This is a genomic window from Pseudomonas sp. S4_EA_1b, from assembly GCF_016307435.1.
Lineage (GTDB): Bacteria > Pseudomonadota > Gammaproteobacteria > Pseudomonadales > Pseudomonadaceae > Aquipseudomonas > Aquipseudomonas rhodesiae.
In genome coordinates this window covers 86,926-111,575 of sequence record NZ_JAEILC010000035.1, presented here as the reverse complement: position 1 = coordinate 111,575, position 24,650 = coordinate 86,926, and the positions used below count along the sequence as shown (strand labels likewise).

The 24,650-nt window shown below is 60.9% G+C and carries 24 protein-coding genes; 13 read left to right on the top strand and 11 right to left on the bottom strand.

Annotated elements, in window-relative coordinates; genetic code table 11:
- Positions 1 to 303, top strand: a 303-nt coding sequence (locus YA0848_RS35990) for a hypothetical protein (protein WP_232925098.1), incomplete at its 5' end; no start/stop codon positions are given.
- Here the strand turns inward: YA0848_RS35990 and YA0848_RS12075 are convergent.
- Positions 300 to 767, bottom strand: coding sequence for a TIGR02444 family protein (locus tag YA0848_RS12075; RefSeq protein ID WP_034101424.1), 468 nt, complete (start codon positions 765 to 767; stop codon positions 300 to 302). The two genes, YA0848_RS35990 and YA0848_RS12075, sit on opposite strands and share 4 nt — an antisense overlap.
- Before the next feature lie 50 nt (positions 768 to 817).
- On the opposite strand from YA0848_RS12075, the gene YA0848_RS12070 reads away from it, so the two are divergent.
- The 3 genes from YA0848_RS12070 (at position 818) to YA0848_RS12060 (ending at position 4,014) form a co-directional block, all read left to right on the top strand.
- Positions 818 to 2,728 (top strand): ATP-binding cassette domain-containing protein, encoded by a 1,911-nt coding sequence (locus YA0848_RS12070; RefSeq protein WP_034101423.1) that lies wholly within the window; start codon positions 818 to 820, stop codon positions 2,726 to 2,728.
- Positions 2,728 to 3,294: a mechanosensitive ion channel family protein gene (locus YA0848_RS12065; RefSeq protein WP_034101422.1), complete on the top strand. Its 567-nt coding sequence runs from the start codon at positions 2,728 to 2,730 to the stop codon at positions 3,292 to 3,294. The genes YA0848_RS12070 and YA0848_RS12065 overlap by 1 nt, the downstream gene beginning before the upstream one ends.
- Positions 3,295 to 3,381: 87 nt before the next feature.
- Positions 3,382 to 4,014, top strand: a complete 633-nt coding sequence (locus YA0848_RS12060; protein ID WP_034101421.1) for a LysE family transporter — start codon at positions 3,382 to 3,384, stop codon at positions 4,012 to 4,014.
- Between the two features lie 136 nt (positions 4,015 to 4,150).
- Here the strand turns inward: YA0848_RS12060 and YA0848_RS12055 are convergent, their stop codons facing one another.
- From YA0848_RS12055 to YA0848_RS12040, 4 genes are read right to left on the bottom strand one after another with little or no spacing between them, the layout of a single operon-like run.
- The gene (locus YA0848_RS12055; protein ID WP_047881759.1) at positions 4,151 to 4,891 is read right to left on the bottom strand and encodes a hypothetical protein; all 741 of its coding nucleotides are present in this window, start codon (positions 4,889 to 4,891) and stop codon (positions 4,151 to 4,153) included.
- A 3-nt stretch (positions 4,892 to 4,894) separates the two neighbouring features.
- Complete coding sequence (lpoB, locus tag YA0848_RS12050; protein ID WP_034101419.1) at positions 4,895 to 5,482, bottom strand: penicillin-binding protein activator LpoB; 588 nt, start codon at positions 5,480 to 5,482, stop codon at positions 4,895 to 4,897.
- A gap of 29 nt (positions 5,483 to 5,511) precedes the next feature.
- Positions 5,512 to 5,883, bottom strand: a complete 372-nt coding sequence (locus YA0848_RS12045; RefSeq protein WP_169902326.1) for a YcfL family protein — start codon at positions 5,881 to 5,883, stop codon at positions 5,512 to 5,514.
- A gap of 10 nt (positions 5,884 to 5,893) precedes the next feature.
- Positions 5,894 to 7,291 (bottom strand): COG3014 family protein, encoded by a 1,398-nt coding sequence (locus YA0848_RS12040; RefSeq protein ID WP_169902327.1) that lies wholly within the window; start codon positions 7,289 to 7,291, stop codon positions 5,894 to 5,896.
- 267 nt (positions 7,292 to 7,558) lie between these two features.
- Here YA0848_RS12040 and YA0848_RS12035 point away from each other — a divergent pair, with 267 nt between their 5' ends.
- Together YA0848_RS12035 and YA0848_RS12030 are read left to right on the top strand one after the other, a co-directional pair.
- Positions 7,559 to 9,454, top strand: a complete 1,896-nt coding sequence (locus tag YA0848_RS12035; protein WP_169902328.1) for an FTR1 family protein — start codon at positions 7,559 to 7,561, stop codon at positions 9,452 to 9,454.
- A 2-nt stretch (positions 9,455 to 9,456) separates the two neighbouring features.
- Positions 9,457 to 9,912, top strand: a complete 456-nt coding sequence (locus tag YA0848_RS12030) for a YaiI/YqxD family protein (protein WP_034101415.1) — start codon at positions 9,457 to 9,459, stop codon at positions 9,910 to 9,912.
- A 37-nt stretch (positions 9,913 to 9,949) separates the two neighbouring features.
- Here the strand turns inward: YA0848_RS12030 and elbB are convergent, their stop codons facing one another.
- On the bottom strand, positions 9,950 to 10,618 hold the full coding sequence (gene elbB, locus YA0848_RS12025) for an isoprenoid biosynthesis glyoxalase ElbB (protein ID WP_034101414.1): 669 nt from the start codon (positions 10,616 to 10,618) through the stop codon (positions 9,950 to 9,952).
- Positions 10,619 to 10,734: 116 nt separating this feature from the next.
- Between elbB and YA0848_RS12020 the strand changes: the two genes are divergently transcribed.
- Complete coding sequence (locus tag YA0848_RS12020) at positions 10,735 to 11,970, top strand: sterol desaturase family protein (protein ID WP_169902329.1); 1,236 nt, start codon at positions 10,735 to 10,737, stop codon at positions 11,968 to 11,970.
- Here YA0848_RS12020 and YA0848_RS12015 read toward each other — a convergent pair.
- Positions 11,951 to 12,586, bottom strand: coding sequence for a DedA family protein (locus tag YA0848_RS12015; protein ID WP_034115429.1), 636 nt, complete (start codon positions 12,584 to 12,586; stop codon positions 11,951 to 11,953). The genes YA0848_RS12020 and YA0848_RS12015 overlap by 20 nt on opposite strands.
- Positions 12,587 to 12,793: 207 nt before the next feature.
- Here YA0848_RS12015 and hemB point away from each other — a divergent pair, with 207 nt between their 5' ends.
- Both hemB and ppk1 read left to right on the top strand, forming a co-directional pair.
- The gene (gene hemB / locus YA0848_RS12010) at positions 12,794 to 13,807 is read left to right on the top strand and encodes a porphobilinogen synthase (RefSeq protein ID WP_169902330.1); all 1,014 of its coding nucleotides are present in this window, start codon (positions 12,794 to 12,796) and stop codon (positions 13,805 to 13,807) included.
- A gap of 17 nt (positions 13,808 to 13,824) precedes the next feature.
- Positions 13,825 to 16,044: a polyphosphate kinase 1 gene (ppk1, locus tag YA0848_RS12005; protein WP_034101410.1), complete on the top strand. Its 2,220-nt coding sequence runs from the start codon at positions 13,825 to 13,827 to the stop codon at positions 16,042 to 16,044.
- Positions 16,045 to 16,170: 126 nt separating this feature from the next.
- Here the strand turns inward: ppk1 and ppx are convergent, their stop codons facing one another.
- Positions 16,171 to 17,673 carry an exopolyphosphatase gene (gene ppx / locus YA0848_RS12000; protein ID WP_034101409.1) on the bottom strand — a complete coding sequence of 501 codons (1,503 nt, stop codon included), beginning with the start codon at positions 17,671 to 17,673 and terminating at the stop codon, positions 16,171 to 16,173.
- Positions 17,674 to 18,119: 446 nt separating this feature from the next.
- Here ppx and YA0848_RS11995 point away from each other — a divergent pair, with 446 nt between their 5' ends.
- From YA0848_RS11995 to YA0848_RS11980, 4 genes are all read left to right on the top strand, one after another.
- Complete coding sequence (locus tag YA0848_RS11995; protein ID WP_169902331.1) at positions 18,120 to 18,776, top strand: DUF1120 domain-containing protein; 657 nt, start codon at positions 18,120 to 18,122, stop codon at positions 18,774 to 18,776.
- 103 nt (positions 18,777 to 18,879) lie between these two features.
- Positions 18,880 to 19,596, top strand: coding sequence for a fimbria/pilus chaperone family protein (locus tag YA0848_RS11990; protein ID WP_082136136.1), 717 nt, complete (start codon positions 18,880 to 18,882; stop codon positions 19,594 to 19,596).
- Between the two features lie 7 nt (positions 19,597 to 19,603).
- A complete protein-coding gene (locus YA0848_RS11985) occupies positions 19,604 to 22,105 on the top strand; it encodes a fimbria/pilus outer membrane usher protein (RefSeq protein ID WP_169902332.1) in 2,502 nt (833 codons plus the stop codon).
- Positions 22,095 to 22,628 (top strand): hypothetical protein, encoded by a 534-nt coding sequence (locus tag YA0848_RS11980; protein ID WP_169902333.1) that lies wholly within the window; start codon positions 22,095 to 22,097, stop codon positions 22,626 to 22,628. Before YA0848_RS11985 ends, YA0848_RS11980 begins: the two co-directional genes overlap by 11 nt.
- On the opposite strand, the gene YA0848_RS11975 is transcribed toward YA0848_RS11980, so the two are convergent.
- Genes YA0848_RS11975 through YA0848_RS11965 form a run of 3 tightly spaced genes read right to left on the bottom strand, consistent with a single transcriptional unit; the run spans position 22,600 to position 24,639 of the window.
- Positions 22,600 to 23,337, bottom strand: a complete 738-nt coding sequence (locus tag YA0848_RS11975) for an amino acid ABC transporter ATP-binding protein (protein WP_034101404.1) — start codon at positions 23,335 to 23,337, stop codon at positions 22,600 to 22,602. The two genes, YA0848_RS11980 and YA0848_RS11975, sit on opposite strands and share 29 nt — an antisense overlap.
- A complete protein-coding gene (locus YA0848_RS11970) occupies positions 23,324 to 23,974 on the bottom strand; it encodes an amino acid ABC transporter permease (RefSeq protein ID WP_169902334.1) in 651 nt (216 codons plus the stop codon). The genes YA0848_RS11975 and YA0848_RS11970 overlap by 14 nt, the downstream gene beginning before the upstream one ends.
- Positions 23,971 to 24,639 (bottom strand): amino acid ABC transporter permease, encoded by a 669-nt coding sequence (locus tag YA0848_RS11965; protein ID WP_034139750.1) that lies wholly within the window; start codon positions 24,637 to 24,639, stop codon positions 23,971 to 23,973. The genes YA0848_RS11970 and YA0848_RS11965 overlap by 4 nt, the downstream gene beginning before the upstream one ends.
- Positions 24,640 to 24,650 lie beyond the last annotated feature (11 nt).

The window sequence follows — 24,650 nt, the reverse complement described above, 5'->3', positions numbered from 1 at the left end:
AAACCAGCAGCTAAAACCGCTGCCGCTAAGCCAGCCGCCAAACCAGCAGCTAAAACCGCTGCCGCTAAGCCAGCCGCCAAGCCAGCAGCTAAAACCGCTGCCGCTAAGCCAGCAGCCAAACCAGCAGCTAAGCCCGCCGCCGCTAAGCCAGTAGCCAAACCTGCTGCCGCCAAGCCGGCCGCTGCGAAGCCTACGCCGGCCACTTCGGCAGCGACCCCGGCAGCCGCCACCGCTCCAACCGCACCGGCAAGCAGCACCCCTGCACCGGCAGCGCCAAGCACTACCCCAACCAGCGCTTCCTAAGCGCCGGTGGCCGCGACGCGCAGCTGCTGCAGCGCGTCGTGGTCAAGGTTGGCGGCATCCTCGGCCGCCAGTCTTTCCAACCATCTTTGTTGATCTGCCCGCTTGCCCGATGGCCATGTCTCGGCCAGCCCTTCAAGACGCATCAACAAGTGCCGTTCGGCTTCCAGCTCCATCGACTTGATCCGTTCCCTTAAGGCCGCCAGCGGCTGGTCGTGCTGCGCGCTCGCTCGCCATTGCACGCGCAATTGGCGCAACGGCTCGATCACCTGCGTCTGCCAAGGCCCGGCGATGTGCTTGAGTGCCTGCACTCGCTCGTCGGTCAGAATAACGCCGCGCTGTTCCAGCCAGACGCCGCACAGCATCAGGCACACATCGGCCCCTTGCGCCTGCAACCGCAGGCAGGCGGCTTCCATACCCGGACGGGCGTAAATCGAGAGAGCAAAGCTCCACAGGTCAGCGCACATAGTCACACCCAAGCCAGCGGCCAACGAAGCTGGTAGACTCCGCCGCCATTATGATCCGACTTCAAAGCCTAACATTACAGCGTGGCCCGCAACGTCTTCTCGAAGACGCCGAGCTGACCCTGCACGCCGGTCACAAAGCCGGCCTGATTGGTGCCAACGGCGCCGGCAAATCCACGCTGTTCGCCCTGTTGCTGGGTGAACTGACCCCGGACTCCGGCGACTGCCTGCTGCCGGCCGACTGGCGCATCGCTCATATGCGCCAGGAGATCGACACCCTGGACCGCATCGCGATCGACTACGTGCTCGATGGCGACCTGCGCTTGCGCCAGGTGCAACACGACCTGGCCGAAGCCGAGAAGGCCCAGGATGGCGCAGCTCTGGCGCGCCTGCACTCGGAGCTCGACAGCGCCGACGGCTACACCGCCGACGCCCGCGCTCGCAAGATGCTCGCCGGCCTTGGGTTTACCAACGAACAGATGGACCGCCCGGTCGCCGACTTCTCCGGCGGCTGGCGGATGCGCCTGAACTTGGCCCAGGCGCTGATGTGCCCCTCGGACCTGTTGCTGCTCGACGAACCGACCAACCACTTGGACCTCGATGCGATCCTGTGGCTGGAAGACTTCCTCAAGAGCTATCAGGGCACTTTGCTGCTGATCTCTCACGACCGGGATTTCCTCGACGCCGTGGTCGATAACATCGCCCATGTCGAGCAGAAAAAAATCACCCTCTACCGCGGCGGCTACACCGCGTTCGAGCGTGCGCGTGCCGAACGCCTGGCCCAGCAACAACAAGCTTACGAGAAGCAGCAGGCGCAACGTGCGCACATGGAAAGTTACATTGCCCGGTTCAAGGCTCAGGCCACCAAGGCCCGCCAAGCACAGAGCCGGATCAAGGCGCTGGAGCGCATGGAAGAATTGTCGGCAGCTCACGTCGATTCGCCGTTCGACTTCGTGTTCCGCGAGTCGGTGAAGATTTCGAGCCCACTGCTGGATCTTTCGGATGCGCGCCTGGGTTATGGCGACAAAACCATCCTGGAGAAGGTCAAGCTGCAACTCACGCCGGGGGCGCGTATCGGTTTGCTGGGGCCTAACGGCGCGGGTAAATCGACCCTGATCAAGAACCTCTCGGGTGAGCTGGAACCTCTGGCCGGTCGCTTGACCCGTGGCGAGAACACCGTGGTGGGTTACTTCGCCCAGCATCAGTTGGATTCCCTCGACGCCAAGGCCAGCCCGTTGCTGCACCTGCAACGCCTGGCGCCGACCGAGCGCGAGCAGACCCTGCGTGACTTCCTCGGTGGCTTCGACTTCCGTGGCGCGCGCATCGATGAGCCGGTGCTGAATTTTTCCGGCGGCGAGAAAGCCCGTCTGGCCTTGGCCCTGATCGCCTGGGATCGTCCGAACCTGTTGCTGCTCGACGAACCGACCAACCACCTGGATCTGGAAATGCGCCTGGCGCTGACCATGGCGTTGCAAGAGTTCAGTGGTGCGGTATTGGTGGTGTCCCACGATCGGCACTTGCTCAAGAGCACCACGGATAACTTCCTGCTGGTGGCCGATGGCAAAGTCGAAGAATTCGATGGCGACCTCGACGACTACGCCCGTTGGCTGACCGATTACCGCCTGCGCAATGCGCCGGTGAGCAACACCCCGGTGAATCCGGACAAAACCGATAAGAAGGCCCAGCGCCAGGCCGCCGCTGCATTGCGTCAGCAGCTGGCGCCGCACAAGCGCGAAGCCGACAAGCTGGAAGCTGAGCTGGGCAAGGTGCATGAGCGCTTGGCCAAGATCGAAGCCAGCCTCGGCGACAGCGCCGTGTACGAAGCCGCGCGCAAGGACGAACTGCGTGACCTGCTCGCCGAACAGGCCAAGCTCAAGGTGCGCGAAGGGCAATTGGAGGAAGCCTGGATGGAAGCCCTCGAACTGCTCGAAACCCTGCAAGCGGAGCTGGAGGCGCTGTCCTGATGGAAGCGTTGCAGTTGCCGGCACAGTGGATCGAGCCCGTGTGGATTGGCGTGCAGATCCTGTTGATCCTGCTGGCCGGTTACCTGGCGCAGCGCTTTGTGAGCAAAGTCCTTACGCGCCTGGGCGAGCGCTACCCATTCCCACCGCAGCTGCTGATGCCACTACGCGGCGGCCTGCGCTGGCTGATCATGGGGAGTGCGCTGATTTTTGTTCTGGAGCGCCTGGGTGTATCCGCCACCGTGTTGTGGACGGCACTGTCGGGCTTCGTGGCGGTCGCCGCCGTGGCGTTCTTCGCCATGTGGTCGGTATTGTCCAACCTGCTTTGCGCGGTTCTGATCTTTACCGTCGGCCCATTTCGTCTCGGCGACATTGTCGAGTTGGTGGATACCGTCGACAAACCGGGCGTCAAGGGGCGGGTGGTGGCAATCAATTTGCTCTACACCACACTGGTTGAAGTGGAGGCCGCCGGTACCGACAGCGCGATCGTGCAGGTGCCTAACAGTCTGTTTTTCCAGCGTTCGGTACGGCGTTGGCCAGGTACCCACGTGTTTCCGGGCGATCGCTAGCCTGCACGGTGATAAAAACCGATAGCCAGCCTCTGGTCGGCGGAGTTAGCTTAAGGCTCCACCGCTTATTCTCACGCGAGGTATGTCATGGCTCTCGATACATGGCTGGCCTTTTTCCTGGCCAGTTGGATCATCTCCCTTTCCCCGGGCGCCGGCGCCATTGCGTCGATGTCCAGCGGCCTGCAATACGGTTTTTTACGCGGTTACTGGAACGCCATCGGCCTGCAACTGGGCCTGGCGATGCAGATTGCCGTGGTGGCGGGTGGCCTGGGTGCCATCCTGGCTGCGTCGTCCACCGCGTTCTATGCGATCAAATGGTTTGGTGTGGCGTACCTCGTGTACCTGGCCATTAAGCAATGGCGTGCCTTGCCGCTGGACATGACCGATGACGCGGCCGTACGCCCCATCGGCAAGCCGATGGCGATGATGTTCCGTGGCTTCCTGGTCAACGCCAGCAACCCCAAGGCCTTGGTGTTCATGCTCGCGGTGTTGCCGCAATTCGTGAACCCGCAGGCGCCGTTGCTGGCTCAGTATTTGATCATCGGCGCGACGATGATCAGCGTCGATATGATCGTGATGGCGGGCTATACGGGGTTGGCGTCCAAAGTCCTACGCCTGTTGCGCACGCCCACGCAGCAAAAGCGGGTAAACCGAACGTTTGCCGGATTGTTCGTGGGGGCAGCGGGTTTCCTGGCCAGCTTGCATCGCGCAACGGCGTAAAGCTCGGTCGCTAAACGTGTGAGAGGGGGCTTGCCCCCGATAGCAGCGTGTCAGTCAGCTTAGCTGTAGCTGAGGCACCGCCATCGGGGGCAAGCCCCCTCCCACATTGGTTTTGTGTTGCCTGGGGGATTACCGCTCAGCGCAGAATCTTCGGCGCTTCATCCCTTGGCAGGTTGTTACGCGGTGCCGGCTGGCCAGGTTCCTGGTAGCCACCGCCCAACTGTTCTGCCAACTGCCTGGCCACATCCTCACCCAGCGCTTTCGACACTTCCTTCACCACCCGTGGCCGGTTCAAGCTCACGCGGATGTCACGGCTGTTGACCAGTTTGGTGTCCTGGCCTTCGCCCATGGCGGTAAACGCCGAGGTGATCTCGTAGGTACGGGTGTTGATCAGGCTGAAGTCCGCCACCAATGTCAGGCCCAGCACCGCGGAGTAACTGTTGGTGTTGTCCAGGGCGTTGATGTCCTGGGTGAAGTCGATGTCCGACAACGTGCCGAACAGCACATAATCGGCACCCTTGAAGTGGCCGGCCTTGATGCGTTTGATCACGTCGTAGACGTCACCCTTAGCATCGGCGGTGTAGGGCGTGCCCTGCACCAGCTGGAACTGCCGTGACTTGAGGATCTCGCCCTTGATATCACCGCTGAATTTACGCAGCTCGGTCTGCTCGATATAGCTGGTACGGCTTTCGTACTCGCTGTAATTGGAGGCGCCACTGGCGTGATAAGCGCTGGCCTGGAAGGTGTCGCTGGCCGAGACCTGGTGGATGTATTCCTCGACCCGTGCCTCGTAGGCCAGGTCGGTCACCGCGATCTTAGGCGCGGCCGAGGCGCCAAAGGCGCACAGCAGGCCGATCATGCCGGTCCATACACGCATTGCTTAGCGCTCCGTGGTTTTGCGGATTTCTTTTTCGTCCATCCATTCGGCCACGCCGCTTTCGACGTCGATCAGTTGCAGGCTGAACTTGTAAAACACGTCCTTGTAGTCCGCGCTGCGTTTGACAATGGAGCTGATGGAGCCTTCCAGACGGTACTGCGCGGCGATCATGTTGCCGGTCTTGCTGACCGTGGACTTCTTGTACAGGCCGCTCTGGTTTTGCAGCTTGAGCTGGTCGACCTGGCTCTGCATGTCGGTGTTGTCGCTGGCGAAGCGCGCGGTGCCAGTCTTCATCAACTGAGTCTTGATCGACGTGGTGATCTCGCGGGTATCGATGTACTCGCTGGTCTTGTTCTTCACGTCATACACCTGCACCACCGGGCGGCCTCGCAGCACGCCGGACTGGGCCAGGGAGCGGGTCATGCTTTCGGCGATCATCTGCAAGTCGGTGGAGCCGAACTCGTTGGTGACTGTTTCCACGGCCTTGGTATCGCCGTAGTTGATGTTCTTGCTGCCGAGTACTGGCGAGGTATTGGCGCAACCGCTGGCCAGAACGGCGACCACGGCGAGCATCGAGAAGCGTGCAAACATGGGGAAATCTCTCAGAAAGGATGAGCGGCTCAAGGGGTTTTCACTTCAAGACGGAAATCCGCCGCCTGGGGCAGGTTGGCGATGGCCGGCAGGAAAGTGGCCTGGTTGGCATACAGGGTGAGCACTTTCCAGGTCTCTTCGTCGCCTACCGGGAAGCCGTCGGCGCCCAGCCAGGCGAAGCGGTAATACATCGTCTGGTTGCTGCTGGTGATGTTGCTCAGTTGCACTTTGGCGGTCAGGAAGCCGTTCTCCCGCGCGACGCGGATAGCGCCGACGGCGATGCCCTTGAATTTACCCATCACGACGATTTTGCTGGCGGCGCTGCCGGGTGCCGGTGGCGGCGGGGTGGCGCAGCCGGCGAGCAGGACCAGCGCCAAAGCGCCGAGGATGAAATGACGCATAGCGTGCTCCTTAAGGTTGTTTGAGGGTGGCGATCGCCTGGGGCGTGCTGCTCGGCACCACATGGGTCGCGAGGCCGCCGGCGAACACCTGATTGCCCACCACGCGCAGGGTGATCACCTGGTAGCGCTGATCGGCCTTGACCGTCACCAGCGTGCCGCCCAATGCGTTGGGCAGGCTGACCTGGTGCTCGCCGTGCTTGAGGCGCAGGCGCGTCACTTGGGTCATGTCCGGCAAGGTGCGCCAAGTGCGGGTGTCGGCGCCTTCGGTCACGGCCGAGGCGATGCCCAGCACCAGGCCGGCCATAGGGTTGGTCTTGTTCAGGTTGTTCTGCGCCACACCACGGCTGACTGCGCGTACGGTAGTGCGCAGGATGATCCCCGGCATGTCGTCACGCAGGGCGCGGCGGGACATGGCAGTGGTGCTGTTGAGCGCGGTGAGGTTCTGTTGCTGGCCGTCCACCCCGATCTGGGCGAAGGTGGCGGTGGAGGTGTCGGCTTTGATTACCGGGAACGACAGCGGGGTAATCACCAGGTTGCCGTTGATGGGGATCGGCAACGGCAGGCGGATCGAGTCGCGGGCCGGCGCAAGGCCGCTCTGCACCACAATCAGCACGTCGGTTTCATTGGCGCCGACCTTGGACTTGTCCAGGTCCCGCAAGGCCTGTTCCAGCAGCGGAGTGTTAGGGCGCAATTCGGCTGCCTTGCGATAGCCAGGGGCGGCCAGGTCTTTTTCGCCCAGGGCTTCATAGACGAAGCCGGCAAGATAATGGCTGAGCGCGCTCTGGTAACTGTTTTTCAGGCCGACCACCTCTGGGGCGTTCAGGGCTTCCACCGGGTAACCGTTCAGGTCTTTCAACTGGGTGGTCACGCCTTCTCGCTCGGCTTCGCCCTCGCGCTTGAGGTATTCCTTATCGCGCAGCTCGGCGATCACCGCTTCGCGTTCGTGGGTTTTCTTGATCTCGGTGCGGGCGCCGTCGAAGTCGTTCACGGCCAGCAGGTTCAGGGCCATCTGGGTGGTCAGCATGACTTTTTCGTAGTCGTAGCCTTCGTAGCGCCGAACCTTGTCGTTGGCCACGAAGCTGCCGAACTGGGCGAGGTACTTCGCGCTATCGAACTTGACCGATTCTTCCCACTTGAAGACTTGCAGGTCCGCGCTGCGCCAGGCGGTCTGGCTGCCGGTGAGGTCGCCTTTGGCGCGCAGCAATTCACCTTTTTCGAAGAAATAGAGCAGGTCTTTGTCTTCGCCGGTGTTGTTCTTTTCCAGCAGGGTCAGGGCGGCATCGACGTTGCCGGTGGCCAGTTGCTGGTTAGTGGCTTGCAGCTCGGTGTCGTAGCTGCGGAACATCGAACAACCGGACAGCAAGGTTACCGCCGCGAGCGTGAGCGGGGTTAAAGCGCGAAATGCCATGCAGATTTCTTCCCTGAAAGTTGTCAGCCAATGTGGTCATTTCGCATAAAAATCCGGAATGACATTCCCTTTCGCACTAACAGGGCGCGGCATTATAGGCGCCATAACTGGCAAAACAATGGCTTTTTGCTGTGATGCGATTAACAAAAATGCCACTACTGACGGATTAAACGGTTGCGCTCAGGTGTGCTAAATCACGAACGGCTTGAGTCAAAGCCCTTAACGTTAAACAATGTGTTACTTCGTATTTCCCTTTGAGATTCATTCATGACTGCCCCCCACCGTTTTCTCGCCTGGCTGGTGTTGCCGGCGTTGATGTCGTGCAGCTTCAACCTGTTGGCCGCAACGGCCGAGGGCGCGCCCCAAGCCCTGCATTTGCTGGACTACATCGGTGCGGATTACCCGCCGACGGTCGACGCAGGCAAGGTGGTGGACCCTTCGGAATACCGTGAACAAGTTGAGTTCCTTGGGGTGTTGCAGGGTTTGGTGGCGGACTTGCCGGCCAAGCCGGAACGCGCCGAACTGGTAACGGGCGTCGAAGAACTGCGCGTGGCGGTGACCGCTCGTCAGGACGGTGCCACCGTTGCCCGCCAAGCTCGGCAGTTGGGCGCCAAGTTGGCGGTGGCTTATGAAGTGAGCCAGGCCCCGGCCATCACGCCCGACCCAACGCGCGGCGCACCCCTCTACGCCCAGCATTGCTCGGTGTGCCACGGCAATTCTGGCGCTGGCGATGGGCCGGCAGGTGTGGGCCTTACGCCGCCGCCGGCGAATCTGCGGGACGCCGCGCGGCTGGATCGCCTGAGTCTCTACGCGATCTACAACACCTTGGGCCTGGGCGTCGAAGGCACCGACATGCCGGCGTTCGCCGATCAATTGGATGACCGCCAGCGTTGGGACCTGGCCACCTACATCGCCGAATTTACCGCCGACCCGGCGGCCGCCAAGAGCGAGCAGCCGTTCAACCTCGCCGACCTGGCCCGTCGTACCCCCAATGAAGTGCTGGCCGCTGACGGCGCCGCAGCTGCCGCGGCCTTCCGCGCCCAGCGTGCGCAGCCGCCGCAGGTCAAGCGCGGCCCGGCACAGTTGCTCGACTACACCGCGAGCACCTTGGACAAGAGCCTGGCTGCGTACCGCAATGGCGATCACGAACAAGCCTATGACCTGTCGGTAGCGGCGTACCTGGAAGGCTTCGAGCTGGTGGAAAGCTCCCTGGACAACGTCGACGCCAACGTGCGCAAAGACACCGAAAAGGCCCTGATGGCCTATCGGCAGTCGTTGCAGGACGGGTTGCCGATCGAGCAGGTGCAACAACGCCTGGACGTGGCCAAAGCCAAGCTCGCCGCATCGGCCGGTTTGCTCGGTGGCGATGGCCTGAGCTGGTCATTGAGTTACATCTCCGGTTTGCTGATCCTGCTGCGTGAGGGCCTGGAAGCGATCCTGGTGCTGGCGGCGATCCTGGCGTTCCTGCGTAATACCGGCCAGCAATCGGCGGTGCGTAGCGTCAACGCCGGCTGGGGTTTGGCGCTGTTGGCCGGCCTGGCTACCTGGGCGTTGGCGGCGTATGTGATTGATGTCAGCGGTGCCCAGCGTGAATTGCTGGAAGGGTGCACGGCGTTGTTCGCCAGCGTGATGGTGCTGTGGCTGGGAGTGTGGATGCACGACCGGCGCCACGCGGCGGCCTGGCAGGACTACATCAAGAGCAGCCTGGTGGGCGGCGGTGGACGCTTCGGTTTTGCGGTGCTGGCGTTTTTCTCGGTATACCGCGAGCTGTTCGAAGTGATCCTGTTCTACGAAACCTTGTGGCTGCAAGCCGGCCCGGCTGGGCATAACGCAGTGTTGGCGGGGGGCGCCACCGCGCTGGTGCTGCTGGTGGGGCTGGCCTGGGTGATCCTGCGCGGCTCGGCGAAGCTGCCGCTGGCGCTGTTCTTCGGTATTAACGCGGCGCTGCTGTGCGCGCTGTCGGTGGTGTTCGCTGGGCATGGTGTCAAGGCATTGCAGGAGGCGGGTGTATTCGGTACACGGCCGGTGGCGTTCTTTGACTTCGACTGGCTGGGCATCCACGCCGACGCTTACTCGCTGAGTGCGCAGGTGGTGGCGATCCTGGCGATTGTGGTGCTGTACGGCCGCAGTCGTTTGGCCGAGAAGCGCCGAGTGGCGGTATAACCGTGCGCGTCTGGATCGATGCCGACGCCTGCCCGCGCGCGGCCAAGGACCTGGTGGTGAAGTTCGCCCTCAAGCGCCAGTTCGAGGTGGTGCTGGTGGCCGGGCAGAGCCAGATCAAACCGGCTTTTGCCTGCGTGAAGCTGATCGTGGTACCCAGCGGCCCGGACGCCGCCGATGACTACCTGGTTGAGCACGCGGTGCCCGGCGAGTTGGTGATCTGCAGCGACGTGCCACTGGCCGATCGCTTGGTGAAAAAGGGTGTCACCGCGCTGGACCCGCGAGGCAAGGAGTTCAGCCCGGCGAACATGAGCGAGCGGTTGGCGGTGCGCAACCTGTTCACCGACTTGCGTGAACAGGGCCAGATGGGCGGCGGACCACCGCCCCATGGGGAGAAGGATAAGCAGGCGTTTGCCAATGCGCTGGACCGAATCCTTACGCAACTGATGCGCCAGGGTTGAGGGTGGAGCGGCTTACCGCATAGTGCCGGTCAGGCGATCACTCGTCGTTCTCGTGGGTCAGCTCCAGCACGCGATCCACCAACTTATTGATGCCTGACGCCACCTCGCCGATGTTCTTGCCCAGCATATAGGCCGGCGTGCTTACCAGTTTGCGCGCTTTGTCCTCGACGATGTCTTCAACCGTGCACTCCTGGTGAGTGGCGCCCATCTTGCCCAGGGCGGCTGCGGTGTCGGCATCGTTGCCGATGGTGCAGGTTACGCCCGGGCCGTAGATCTTCGCGGCCAGGGCCGGCGAGATGCAGATCAGCCCTACGGGTTTGCTCGCCTCGGCGAAGGCCTCCGCAAACGCCAGCACCTGCGGGTTGACGCTGCATGCGGTGCCTTCGCTGGCAAAATTCGACAGGTTCTTCGCCGCGCCAAACCCGCCGGGTACGATCAGAGCATCGAAGTCGTCGACATTGGCCAGGCTGATGTCCTTCACCTCGCCACGGGCGATGCGCGCCGACTCCACCAGCACGTTGCGCGTTTCTGGCATTTCTTCGCCGGTCAGGTGATTGATGACGTGGTGTTGCTCGATATCGGGTGCGAAACATTGGACCTGAGCGCCGCGCTGATCCAGGCGCAGCAAAGTGATCACGCTTTCGTGGATCTCTGCGCCGTCGTACACGCCGCAGCCGGAAAGGATCACTGCAATCTTTTTGCTCATGGGCATTTCTCCTGGGTTCTTGGCGTTAAATGTCTACTAATTTGTAACCTGTTGCCAATGGGATCTCACAGCGCTGCACCTAATCTTGATGTAACAAAAATAGACCGGACTTGCCCATGGACTTCGTGCCTTACGCGGTACCGTTTTTCATTGCCTTGATCGTGGTGGAGCTGCTTGCCGACCGTTGGCGCGGACAGCGCAATTACCGGGTGGCGGATGCCATCAACAGCCTGAGCACCGGTGTGCTGTCTACCACCACGGGGCTGTTGACCAAGGGCGTGGGCGTGTTGACCTACGCGTTCGCTCTCAAGCATCTGGCGCTGTTCGATTTGCCGGCGCAGAGCCCTTGGACGTGGCTGTTCGCCTTTGTGTTCTATGACTTCTGCTACTACTGGCTGCATCGCATGGGGCATGAGCGCAATATTCTGTGGGCCGCGCACTCGGTGCACCATCAGAGCGAGGACTACAACCTCACCACGGCCCTGCGCCAGACCAGCACGGGGTTTCTGCTGAGCTGGATTTTCTACCTGCCCCTGGCGGTGGTCGGCGTGCCATTGGTGGTGTTTATCAGCGTGGCGTCGCTCAATTTGCTGTATCAATTCTGGGTCCATACACGGCATGTGCCCAAGCTCGGCTGGTTCGAGTGGTTCTTCGTTACTCCGTCCAATCATCGGGCCCACCATGCACAGAACGCTCTCTACATGGATCGCAACTACGGTGGGGTGTTCATTATTTGGGACCGCCTGTTCGGCAGTTTCCAAGAAGAAGACGAAAACGAACCGGTGATTTTCGGCGTGAGCACGCCCCTGGCCAGTTGGAACCCGTTGTGGGCCAATCTGCAGTTCTATGCGCAACTGTGTAGCGATGCGCGGCGAACGCAGAGCCTGTGGGACAAGCTGCGTATCTGGTTTATGCGTACCGGCTGGCGCCCGGCGGATGTGAAGGCCAAATACCCATTGGTTAAGCCCGACTTGAGCCAGTTCCGCAAATACGAAGTGCCGCTGGATGTGCGTCAGCAGGTTTACGTGGCCGTGCAATTTGCGGCGTATGTGGGGTTTGGCAGTTACTTGATGAACGTCGGCGAAGGTCTGCCCACGGCGGCGCTGGTCCTGGGTTGGGGGGCGATGGCGTTGGGGCTGTTTACCTTAGGCGTGGCCCTGGAAAATCGCCCGTGGGCGTTGAAGGCTGAGCTGCTGCGCCTGGCGCTGAATGCGCCGCTGGTATGGCTGGCGCCGTTGGTCGGGCTATGGCCGGCAAGCAGCCTGGGCTGGCTGGGCCTGGCCAGTTACAGCTTGCTCAGCGTGATCGCCCTCTACTGCTGCAGAAGCCGGCTTACTCGACTGGCGTCTTAGGTTTCTCCACCGGCACCGGCTCGGCAGCGCTCTGGGCTTGTGCGTCGGCGCATGCCTGCCGGGCGATACGCGCGTTTTTGAAGCGGCGGCGCACCCACAGGCCAAAACCCAGTACCAGCAATGCGCCCAACACCCACAGCTCGTACTTCTTGACGCTGCCGAGCATGCCTTCGAGCACGGCGCCAAAGTGGTAAGCCGCTGCGCCCAGCGCGGCGGCCCAGATCGCGGCACCGATGCCATTAAGGATCAAGTAGCGTAACGGCGGGTAGCCGGACAGCCCGATTGCCACCGGCATCACGGTGCGCAAGCCGTAGACGAAGCGAAAGCTCAGCACCCAGATGTCCGGATGCTTGCGGATATGCTCCAGGGCCTTGTCACCCATCAGTTGCCAGCGCGGCTTGCGCGCCAGCAGCTTGCGGCCATGCTTGCGTCCCATGTAGTACCAGAGCTGGTCGCCGGCGTAGCTGCCGAAGAAGGCAACGACCACCACCAGGTTGATATCCATGTAACCACGGAACGCCAGAAAGCCTGCGAGCACCAGGATGGTTTCGCCTTCGAAGAAGGTGCCGAGGAAGAGGGCAAAGTAGCCGAAGTCATGCAGAAATTGTTGAAGCATGGTCTGGGTGCTGGCGAAATGAACGCGCAGCCTACGCCTTCGCGAACATTCATGAAAGTATCGAGATGTGTCACGAAGTGAACAATTCCTACATAAACGACGAATGCGACGACAGGTCGCATCGATAAGCACAACTGTCATTCCTTCGTCATAATGGCCGCTTATAACTGCAACGCTCGCCCGTGAACCCGGGCTCAGGAGTCTGTCGTGAGCTTTACCCCTGCCAATCGCCTGTTCCCCGCTACCCGCCTGCGTCGCAATCGCCGTGATGATTTTTCTCGCCGCCTGGTGCGTGAAAACGTGCTGACGACCGATGATCTGATCCTGCCGGTGTTTGTGCTGGACGGTGAGAACCGCCGCGAAGCCGTGACGTCGATGCCTGGGGTGGAGCGTTTGACCATCGACCTGCTGCTTGAGGAGGCGGCTGGCTGGGTTGAACTGGGTATTCCGGCGCTGGCGTTGTTTCCCGTCACGCCCACTGAACTCAAGTCCCTGGATGCTGCCGAAGCCTGGAACCCGCAAGGTATTGCTCAGCGCGCCACCCGCGCATTGCGCGAACGCTTCCCGGAGTTGGGGGTGATCACCGACGTGGCGCTGGACCCGTTCACCACCCATGGTCAGGATGGCATTCTGGACGCCGACGGCTATGTTGAGAACGACATCACCGTCGATGCGCTGGTCAAGCAGGCGTTGTCCCACGCTGCGGCCGGGGCGCAGGTGGTGGCGCCATCGGACATGATGGACGGACGCATCCAGGCGATTCGCGAAGCCCTGGAGCTGGCCGGTCACGTCAATGTGCGGATCATGGCCTACTCGGCCAAGTACGCCAGCGCCTACTACGGCCCGTTCCGCGACGCGGTGGGCTCGGCGCTGAACCTGGGCAAAGCCAATAAGGCTTCGTACCAGATGGACCCGGCCAACAGCCATGAGGCCTTGCACGAAGTGGCCGCCGATCTGGCCGAAGGGGCTGACATGGTGATGGTCAAGCCCGGAATGCCGTACCTGGACATCCTTTATCGGGTCAAAGAGGAGTTCAAGGTGCCGACCTTCGTTTATCAGGTCAGCGGCGAATACGCGATGCACATGGCCGCAATACAGAATGGATGGTTGAGTGAGGGAGTGATCCTTGAATCCCTGACTGCCTTTAAACGTGCCGGAGCTGATGGCATTCTGACCTACTTTGCCGCCCGCGCCGCCCAATTGCTTAGAGCGCAACCGTAGCTCTCACAGGACACTCGATGAATACCGAAGGACTCTCCGAAGTTGCCGTAAAAGACGCCCACCCGGTGGTGGAGCAAGTCTCCGAGACACCCCCGGAACATGAGCCGCTCGCGCCCGTCGTCGCTGAAGTGCCGGTGCCAGCCCCGGCGCCGCCGGTGGTCAATCTGGATGACAGCAGCCTGTACATTCATCGCGAGCTGTCGCAACTGCAATTCAACATTCGCGTGTTGGAGCAGGCGCTGGATGAGTCTTATCCCTTGCTGGAGCGGCTGAAGTTCCTGCTGATCTTCTCCAGCAACCTGGATGAGTTCTTCGAAATCCGCGTGGCGGGCCTTAAAAAGCAAATCACTTTTGCCCGCGAACAGGCCGGCGCCGACGGCCTGCAGCCGCACCAGGCCCTGGCGCGCATCAGCGAGCTGGTCCACGGCCATGTGGATCGCCAATACGCGATCCTCAACGACATTCTCCTGCCGGAACTGGAAAAGCATCAGGTCCGCTTTATCCGTCGCCGTCACTGGACCACCAAGATCAAGACCTGGGTGCGTCGCTACTTCCGCGACGAGATCGCGCCGATCATCACCCCCATCGGCCTTGACCCGACTCACCCGTTCCCGCTGCTGGTGAACAAGAGCTTGAACTTCATCGTCGAACTGGAAGGCATCGACGCCTTCGGGCGCGACTCCGGCCTGGCGATTATCCCGGCGCCGCGCTTGTTGCCACGGATCATCAAGGTACCGGAAGAGGTGGGGGGCGCAGGCGACAACTATGTATTCCTGTCGTCGATGATCCACGCCCACGCCGACGACCTGTTCCAAGGCATGAAGGTCAAGGGCTGCTACCAGTTCCGCCTGACCCGTAACGCCGACCTGGCGCTGGATTCCGAAGACGTCGAAGACTTGGCCCGTGCCCTGCGCGGCGAGCTGTTCTCGCGGCGCTACGGCGATGCGGTGCGTCTAGAGGTGGCCGATACCTGCCCCAAACACCTGTCGGACTACCTGCTCAAGCAGTTCAACCTGGGCGAGAGCGAGCTGTATCAGGTCAATGGCCCGGTCAACCTCACGCGTCTGTTCAGCATCACCGGTCTGGACAGCCACCCGGAGCTGCAATACACGCCGTTCACCCCGCAGATCCCCAAGCTGCTGCAAAACAGCGAGAACATCTTCAGCGTCGTGAGCAAGCAGGACATTCTGCTACTGCACCCCTTCGAGTCGTTCACGCCTGTGGTGGACCTGCTGCGTCAGGCCGCCAAGGACCCCCATGTATTGGCGGTGCGCCAGACCCTGTACCGCTCCGGCGCCAACTCGGAAATCGTCGATGCGCTGGTGGACGCCGCGCGTAACGGTAAGGAAGTCACCGCGGTTATCGAACTGCGCGCGCGGTTCGACGAAGAGTCCAACCTGCAACTGGCTAGCCGTCTGCAAGCGGCCGGTGCGGTGGTGATCTACGGCGTGGTGGGCTTCAAGACCCACGCCAAGATGATGCTGATCCTACGCCGCGAGGCCGGCGAGATCGTGCGTTATGCCCACCTGGGCACCGGCAACTACCACGCCGGTAACGCCAAGCTTTACACCGACTACAGCCTGCTGACCTCCGACGACGCCTTGTGCGAAGACGTCGGTAAGTTGTTCAGCCAGTTGATCGGCATGGGCAAGACTTTGCGCATGAAGAAGCTGCTGCACGCGCCGTTCACCCTGAAGAAGGGCATGCTCGACATGATTGCCCGCGAAACCCAGTTCGCCCTCGACGGCAAGCCGGCGCACATCATTGCCAAGTTCAACTCGTTGACCGACCCGAAAATCATCCGTGCGCTGTACAAGGCCAGCCAGTCCGGTGTGCGTATCGACCTGGTGGTGCGTGGCATGTGCTGCCTGCGTCCGGGAATCGTCGGGGTTTCGCACAACATCCATGTGCGTTCGATCATTGGTCGCTTCCTGGAGCACACCCGCGTGTTCTACTTCCTCAACGGCGGCGAAGAGCAGATGTTCCTCTCCAGCGCCGACTGGATGGAACGTAACCTCGATAAGCGCGTCGAGACCTGTTTCCCGGTGGAAGGCAAGAAGCTGATCATGCGGGTCAAGAAAGAGCTGGAGAGTTATCTGACCGATAACACCCACAGCTGGAGCCTGCAGTCCGACGGGCGCTACGTGCGCAACACCCCGACCGGCAACCAGAACCCGCGCAGCGCGCAGGCAACGTTGTTGGAAAAGTTGGGTAGCCCGATCCTGGCGGTGAACTAAAAACCGACGATGTCTGAAAGGTGGGAGGGGGCTTGCCCCCGATGACGGTGGAGCAGTCACTGAATCTGTTGACTGCCACTCCCTCATCGGGGGCAAGCCCCCTCCCATATTTGTTTTCGGTGTTCTCTAGCGCAGGTTCAGACTGATCCCCACCCGCGTCAACCATTCCGCTTCCTGGGCAAAATCCGCCTGGGTCAGCTGGTTTTCTTCCAGCCAGCCTTTGGGGAACATCACTTCCAGGCTGTCGCCATCGGCCCGCAGTTTGACCTGGGGCATCTCCTGCGTGCCACGGATGTGGTGGAACAGGATCGCAAAACGCAGCAGCACACACAGGCGAATCAGTTTGATGCCGTCGTCACCAAATTCCGCGAATTTGTCCTTGGGGATATTACGGCGATGGCCGCGCACCAGCAGCGCGAGCATCTGTTGGTCTTCCCGGGAGAAACCGGCCAGGTCCGAATGCTCGATCAGGTAAGCGCCATGCTTGTGGTAGTGGTAGTGAGCGATGTCCAGGCCCACTTCATGCACCTTGGCCGCCCAGCCCAGCAGTTCGCGCCAGACGCCGTCTTCCAGGCCCCAGTCCTCGGCCACTTGGTCGAAGGCATGCAGCGCCTTGCGTTCAACGCGGGCCGCTTGCTCCAGGTCGACGTGATAACGCTCCATCAATGAGCTGAGCGTGCGCTCACGCACGTCTTCATGGTGGTGACGGCCCAGCAGGTCATACAGCACGCCTTCACGCAGGGCGCCATCGCAGTGGTCCATGCGTTGCAGTTCGAGGGCGTCAAAAATCGCTTCGAGAATCGCCAGGCCGGCGGGGAAGATCGTGCGTCGATCAGGTTTGATGCCGTCGAAGTCGATTTTTTCGGCATCCCCCAGCTTGAACAGTTTGCGCTTGAGCCACGCCAGACCTTCGGCGTTGACCTCACCGGTGCCGTGCCCGCCCGCTTTGAGGGCCAGGCCGATGGCGCGGATGGTGCCGGACGAACCGATGGCTTCATCCCAAGTCAAGCGGTGCAGGGCGTGTTCGATGCTCATGATCTCCAGCCGCGCGGCCGTATAGGCCTGGGCGTAGCGCGCCGGGGTGATCTTGCCGTCCTTGAAATAACGCTGGGTGTAGCTGACGCAGCCCATCTGCAGGCTTTCGCGCAGCAGCGGCTCGAAACGCTGGCCAATGATGAACTCGGTACTGCCGCCACCGATGTCCGCCACCAGGCGTTTGCCGGGGGTATCGGCCAGCGTATGTGACACGCCGAGGTAGATCAGGCGTGCTTCCTCACGGCCTGAGATGACTTCCACGGGGTGGCCGAGGATTTCTTCGGCGCGGCGGATGAATTCGCCACGGTTGCGCGCTTCGCGCAGGGCGTTGGTACCGACGATTCGAACGGCGCCCAGGGGCATACCGTTGATCAATTGAGCGAAACGCTTGAGGCAATCGAGCCCGCGCTGCATGGATTCTTCATTGAGCTGACGCTCGTCGTCGATTCCGGCGGCCAGTTGCACCTTTTCGCCGAGCCGCTCAAGGATGCGGATCTCACCGTTCTGGGCCTTGGCCACGACCATGTGAAAGCTGTTGGAGCCCAGGTCGATGGCGGCGATCAGGGACAGATTCTTGGCTTGGGATTGCGGCATGGTTTGGGGGTCTCGGTCGATAACCTCGCCATCGTGCCACGATCGACCGCTGACGCCAACGCGTAGTGCTTCGGGAATTGCGCCGAGGTTGCCCATAAGAATTGGCTGTAGGAAAGGTAGGTTGTCGTTCTCGACCTCTGTAGCGCCCTCGTGTGTTCTTGTAGGAAGTTATAACTTTTATCTGTGGTAGTACGAATTATGATTCTGCCTACACCTTTCATGTCGATATTTCATTCCTTTTTTTGTTGAGGCCTACTCTAGGTTCACGCTTGGCTGACAATATATTTTTATCGCTCCCACACTAACTGATGTGTTGTCTCATTTTTTAGTTAGGTACTAAGGAGACAGACTGTCACTCGGCAATAGTGCCGTGGTGTTATTTATTTATGGTTGCCGTAAGGAACAATAAATAAATGCGCCTGATAACTTTCAGTGACAGGACCCTTATGAAAAAGATTGTTGGATTGACTTTCGGTATCGCTTGCCTGGCTGCGGCCATCAACGCCCACGCTTCCAGCAGCGCCGAGCTGATCGTCAGGGGCACGATCAAACCTGCCGCCTGCAACCTCAGCATGACCGGTGGTGGCATCGTCGACTACGGCACAATCCCTTCCGGCCAATTGCTGCCAACTGCGTTCAACCCATTGCTGCCCAAGACCGCTCCTCTGAGCATCAACTGCGGCACTACCCCAGCCAAGTTCGGATTGAAGTTCGTCGACCTGCAGGGCGCCAGCAAGGTGCCTGGCATCCTCAATGCGTTGGGGGCCGGCTATACCGAAGCCCACAACTATGGCCTGGGTTCCGTTGGCGGCCGCAGAACCGGTGGTTTCGCCATCACCCTCAAAGACCTGCGTTCGTCCACCACCACGCTGTTTCCTATCGTGCGTGTCGGCACCGGCGCCTGGCAAAACTCGGATGGCAAAGTGGCCCAGGCGCCTAGTCAGTATTCCTGGCGCAACACCACGGCTGTCACCCCAGCCGCGATCAGTCAACTGACCGGCACCCTCGAAGTGCGCGCCGTTATTAATCGGGGCCAGGACCTGGACCTGTCGCGCGATACGGTTCTGGATGGGCGTGCGACGCTTGAGTTGAGCTACATCTAAGCGACTTATTTACGGCCGATCAGAACTCCCTTGTTTCCGATCGGCTGTTTTAATAGGAGCGCTTAGCTATCAAGGGTCAACTTAAAGGCGTGGGGAACACTGAATGCTTAGTCTTTCAGTAATAAATAGTGCACGTGTGTTATGTGCCAGTTTTTGTGTGTGGTTTGCCGGTGCTGTAATGGCGGATGGAATGTTGCCGGAAACAACCGTGGTTGTGTTTTATGAAGACCAGGGCGAAGCGACGATATCTATCAAAAATACTGACGCGACGCCGGCGTTGCTTCACTCGGTTATCGAAAACGTACCGGAAGATGTGGAGCCGCTTTTAATCGTGACGCCGCCCATTACGCGAGTGGAGGCGGGCGAAACCCAGTTGGTGCGCTTCATCGGCACCTTGAAGGAGCCGCTGAAAACCCAGCGATTGAAACGCGTGTCCTTCGAGGGCATCCCCCAGGCCCGTGCGCCAGGCCGTGCGACCATCGGTATCACCTTGCGGCAGAACTTGCCGCTGATCCTGCATCCGCGGGGCCTTCCTCTGCATCACAGCCCCTGGGAGCTGTTGAAGTGGAAGCACGTGGGCGAGGGCCTCAGCGTTCATAACGACAGCGCCTATGTCGTGCGTCTGGCGCCGGAGGTACTGCTGCTACCACAGAAGGCCCTGGCAACATTGCCCCGAACCTACATTTTGCCGGGGGAGGCGCTGACATTGAGCGTCGAAGGCGCTCTGGAGGGGGTGGCTGCTGTAGAGATTCAGCCCGCCACTGTCTACGGTTTCTCCGCAGACAACTACCGAGCTTCGATCAATGCCGGCGAGGGTTGATCGACTCATGATAAATCTGTCGAGTAACCGAGTTCTGGCGTCGCTCTGGCCCTGTCGGCCCACGCTGCTCATGGGGGTTGCAACGTTGTGGAGCTTGCCTGGTGTGCTGCCCGCCCTGGAGTTGGGAGAGGGGTTTGACCTGGCGGCGCTGACTGCCCACGGTATTGATCCGAAGGTCTCCGACTATTTCCGCACGGCCCCGCGTTTTCGTGAGGGTGTGCATGTGGTCGGGTTGCGGCTCAATGGCAACCCGCTCGGGTTGGTGGAGGCGCGGTTCGATGCGCATGGGCAACTGTGTTTTACCGCCGGGCTGCTCGATAAGGCCGGGTTGGTCAAACCGAGTGGCATTATCCAAGAGACGGCTGATGCGACTCAGGCCTGTCATGACTTCCTGGGGGCTTTCCCTAATACGATGGTGCGGCTGCGGCCCGGTAACGATGAGGTTGCGCTGGTGGTGCCGACGCAGGCACTGCGCGAGCCGCAATGGGAGGCTGGGCACTTTGCCCGGGGCGGGGCGGCGGCGTTGTTCAACTATGACGTGCAGGGGTTCGATAGCCATTCGCGCAGCGGTGCGAGCCGGTTCGTATCGGCTTATACCGAGGCGGGGTTCAATCTCGGAGATTGGATCGTTCGCAGCCGCCAATATTATGTGTCCGACAATGGCGAGGCCCGCGCCGAACATTTGAATGCCTATGCCCAGCGGGATATCGGCGCGTTGCAATCGACCTTCCAGGTCGGCCAGTTGTCCAGCAATAACCCGCAGTTCGGTGGCCTCCAACTGTCCGGTGTGCAGTTTTTCCCCGATGGTCAATCCCGCGTGCCGGCGGGCAGCAACAATGCCGTGGTTGAGGGGCTGGCCCAGAGCCAGTCGAGGATCGAAGTGCGTCAGTCGGGTGCCTTGATCCATAGCACGCTGGTGCCCGAAGGGCCTTTTCGGTTGACCGGTTTGCCGCTGCTCAATGGCACCAGCGACCTGGAAGTCAGCGTGATCGATGTGCGAGGAGGCACGCGCAGTTTTGTGGTGCCGGCGGCTTCGTTTGCCGGTGCTGCTCCCGCGGCACCCGGCTATTACTTCGCCTTGGGCAAGGTGCGTGAGAACACCCATGAAGACGCGCCGTCACCCATCGTCGCCATGGGCAGTGGCACCTGGGGCCTGGGGCGCGACTCATCCGCCGGCTTTGGCCTGTTGAGTACCGATGATTACTGGGCGGCCGGAGGCACGCTGAGCAGCGTGTTTTTCCAACGCGTGAACGTGGGTGCTCGCCATAACCTTTCCCGAGACAGTCTTAATGCGGTGTCCGGTTCACGCAGCAGCCTAAGCGTGAGCAGCCCGGTGTCCGCCGATATGGACCTGAGCCTCAGCGCTACCACCCAGACGCGCGGTTATCGCGAAGTGCTTGAGGCGGGTCGCTCGTCCAAGACCGATGAACTGGACTCTCGTTTCAAGCATCAATACACCGCCGGAGTGAGCTGGATCGACCCCGCGCTGGGGGCATTCTCTTTGGGCTATACGCGCAGCAACTCATTCGACGGGCACACGACCGAGCATCTGTTCGCCTCATGGAACCGCTCATTCAGCCATGCCGACGTCACCTTGATCGCCGATTCGCAGGTGGGTGGCACCCGCAAACGGCATGACGTTACCCAGGGCGGTAGCCGGCGTGATTCGGCGTTCGACGATGATCTGTCGGTGCGCTTGCAGGTGACCGTGCCCCTGGGCGGTGATCGTCGAGTCAACAGCTATATTAGTCGGCGTGGGGACCGCGCGCGGGCTGGCGCCGCCCTTACGGAGCGGGTCAATGACTACGTGAACTACGAAGTGGGCGTCGAGCGTGACCTCAGTGCGCGGGAGCAAACGTTGCGCGGTCAGTTGGACCTGATGCCACGCTACACCCGAGTGGGCATGGGGGTCAGTCGCAACCCCCAGGGCACCGATTATTCCGGGCAGTTGCGCGGCGGCGTCGTGGCCCACGGAGGCGGTTTGACGTTCTCGCCGTATGCCGTGCAGGACACCTTTGGCATTGTCTCGGTGGGTGATATCGGCGCCGCCAAAATCAGTACCCCGCACGGCCTGGTATGGACCGATTTCAGCGGGCAGGCAGTGATCCCCGGTTTGCCGGCCTATACCGACAGTCGTATCGAAGTACAGACCCAGTCCTTGCCCAAACGCGTGGACCTGAAGAACGGCACGCACACCCTCGCTGCCGCTCGCGGGTCGGTGAACAACGTGACGTTCGATGTGGTGAAAGTGCGCCGAGTGCTGGTCACCGGCACCGATGAACAGGGCCGACCATTGCCTCAGGGTGCTTCGGTGTTCGATAAGAACAACCGTTTCCTGACCAGCGTGGTGGGTGACGGCATGATTTTCCTGAACGACATGAACGACTCCCAGGCGTTGCGGGTTTCTTTGTCGGATTCTTCTACTTGCCAGCTCAGGCTTACTCCCGGGACCCAGCCCGACAATGACACGTTCTATGAGACAACATCGGCGGTGTGCCATGGCCGTTAAGCTGAAGAAACTGGGCCTCGTACTGTTGTGCACGATGGCGATGAGCGAGGCTGTACAGGCGCAGAACTGCCGGTTGTCCGTGAGCCAGCCGACAGTCGACTATGGGGTGATTCGCAATGACCCGCTGACACACAACCCCACCATCGCACTGGGGACGCGCATGCTGCACTTGAGCGTGCTGTGTATGGAGCCTGCGACCATCGCGCTGCGATTTGCCGGAGCTGCCGATGGGCAAAGTTTCCGGTTTGGCCGTCAGGGGCACTTCCGTCTGACACTCAAGCAGGCCCAGATGGATGGGCATGCTGTCGAGTGGGCGCCGGTACAGCTTGCCGGTGAACCCGTTGGCGGGCAGCTATTGCCAGGGCAGGTACTGTCCACCCGGGCGGTTGGCAAGCGCTTGACCGCCCAGGTGCAAATCGACACCGAACTGCCCTCCGACGCCTTGCAGGTGCGCGATCACGCGGTGCTAGAGGGGAGGGGTCGTTTCGAGCTGGTCAGCCCGACTGCTCCACTGAGCCGATAAAGTTCGCGAACTCGGGGGTACGTGGGTTGGCGAATAACACCTTGGGATCGCCCACTTCATGCACCTTGCCCTGGTGCATGAAGACCAATTTATCACCGACCTCCCGGGCGAAGCGCATTTCGTGGGTCACCATGATCAGCGTCATTCCGTCCTTGGCCAACTGGCGCACCACGCTGAGTACCTCGTTGACCAGTTCCGGATCCAGGGCCGAGGTGATTTCGTCACACAACAGCACCTTGGGCGACATGGCCAGGGCGCGAGCAATGGCGACCCGTTGTTGCTGGCCGCCGGACAGACGATCAGGGAAGGCGTCGAATTTTTCACCCAGCCCAACGCGCTCCAACATTTGCCGAGCCAGTTGGGCGGCCTTGGCCTTGGGCACTTTCTGCACCACTTGGGGCGCGAGCATGACGTTTTCGCCCACGGTCAGGTGCGGGAACAGGTTGAACTGTTGGAACACCATCCCGACTTTCTGCCGCAAGCTGCGCAGGTCGGCGCGTGCGGCGTCGAGGTACTCTCCGTCGACCTCGATCACCCCATCGTTGATCGACTCCAGGCCATTGAGGGTGCGCAGCAAGGTGGATTTGCCCGAGCCGCTGCGACCGATGATCGCCACCACCTGGCCTTCTTCAACCGTGAGGTCGATGCCTTTGAGGACATGATGGTCGCCGTAATACTTATGCAGGGCCGAAATTCTAAGCAGAGGCATGCAGTCTCCTTTCCAGGTAGCGCGCACTGAGGGACAAGGGGTAGCAGAGTAAAAAGTAACCAAGGGCCACCAGGCCGTAGACCATAAAGGGCTCGAACGTGGCATTGGCGAGCATGCCGCCGGTCTTGGTCAGTTCGGTGAAGCCGATAATCGAGGCGACGGCGGTGCCTTTTACGACCTGTACCGAGAACCCCACGGTCGGCGCCACGGCAATGCGCAGGGCCTGAGGCAGGATCACATAACGCAGTTGCTCAAGCGGGTTGAGTGCCAGGCTGGCGGAGGCTTCCCACTGCCCATGAGCGATTGACTCGACGCAGCCGCGCCAGATCTCGGCGAGGTAGGCACTGGTAAACAAAGTCAGGGCGATCGCCGCCGCCAGCCAGGACGAAATATCCACGCCGAGCAGCGCGATGCCGAAAAACACCAAGAACAACTGCATCAACAGCGGTGTGCCCTGGAACAGCTCTATATAGCTGCGCGCAACATTGCGTGGAAATGCCTTGCTGCTGATGCGCAGAGTCATCACCAGCAAACCGATCAGGCCGCCGCCGATAAATGCCACCAGCGACAGCAGCAACGTCCACTGCAGGCCCGTAAGCAGGTTGCGCACAATGTCCCAGAATGAAAAATCACTCATCGGCTATTCCTCATCACAAAGCGACGGCCGATCCAATTGAGCAACTGGCGAATCATCAGCGCCATGCACAAGTACACCAGCGTGGTGAGGGCATACGTTTCAAAGGCGCGGAAATTGCGGGATTGGATGAAGTTGGCGGCAAAACTCAATTCTTCGGTGGCGATCTGCGAACACACTGCCGACCCCAGCATCACGATGATGATCTGGCTGCTCAGGGCTGGCCACACCTTGCCCAGCGCTGGCAGCAGCACTACATGACGGAAGGCTTCGAAGCGGGTCATCGCCAGTGCGGCGGCGGCTTCCAGTTGCCCGCGAGGAACGGCCTGGATGCCCGCGCGGATGATCTCCGTGGAATAAGCCCCCAGGTTGATCACCATCGCCAGTACGGCGGCTTGCCATTCGGTGATTTTCAATCCCAACGACGGCAGGCCGAAGAAGATGAAGAACAGCTGCACCAGGAATGGCGTGTTGCGGATCAACTCGACATAGACCCCAAAGCACCAGGCCAGAGGCTGGATTTTCCAGGCACGCACTACTGCACCGACGGTGCCCAGGGCGACGCCGAGGATCGCGCCGATAGCCGTCAATTCCAGGGTAAATAGCGCACCCCGCAACAACAGGTCGGTGTTGGCCAGCACCGGAACAAAGTCAAATTGATACGCCATCAGTCAGCTCC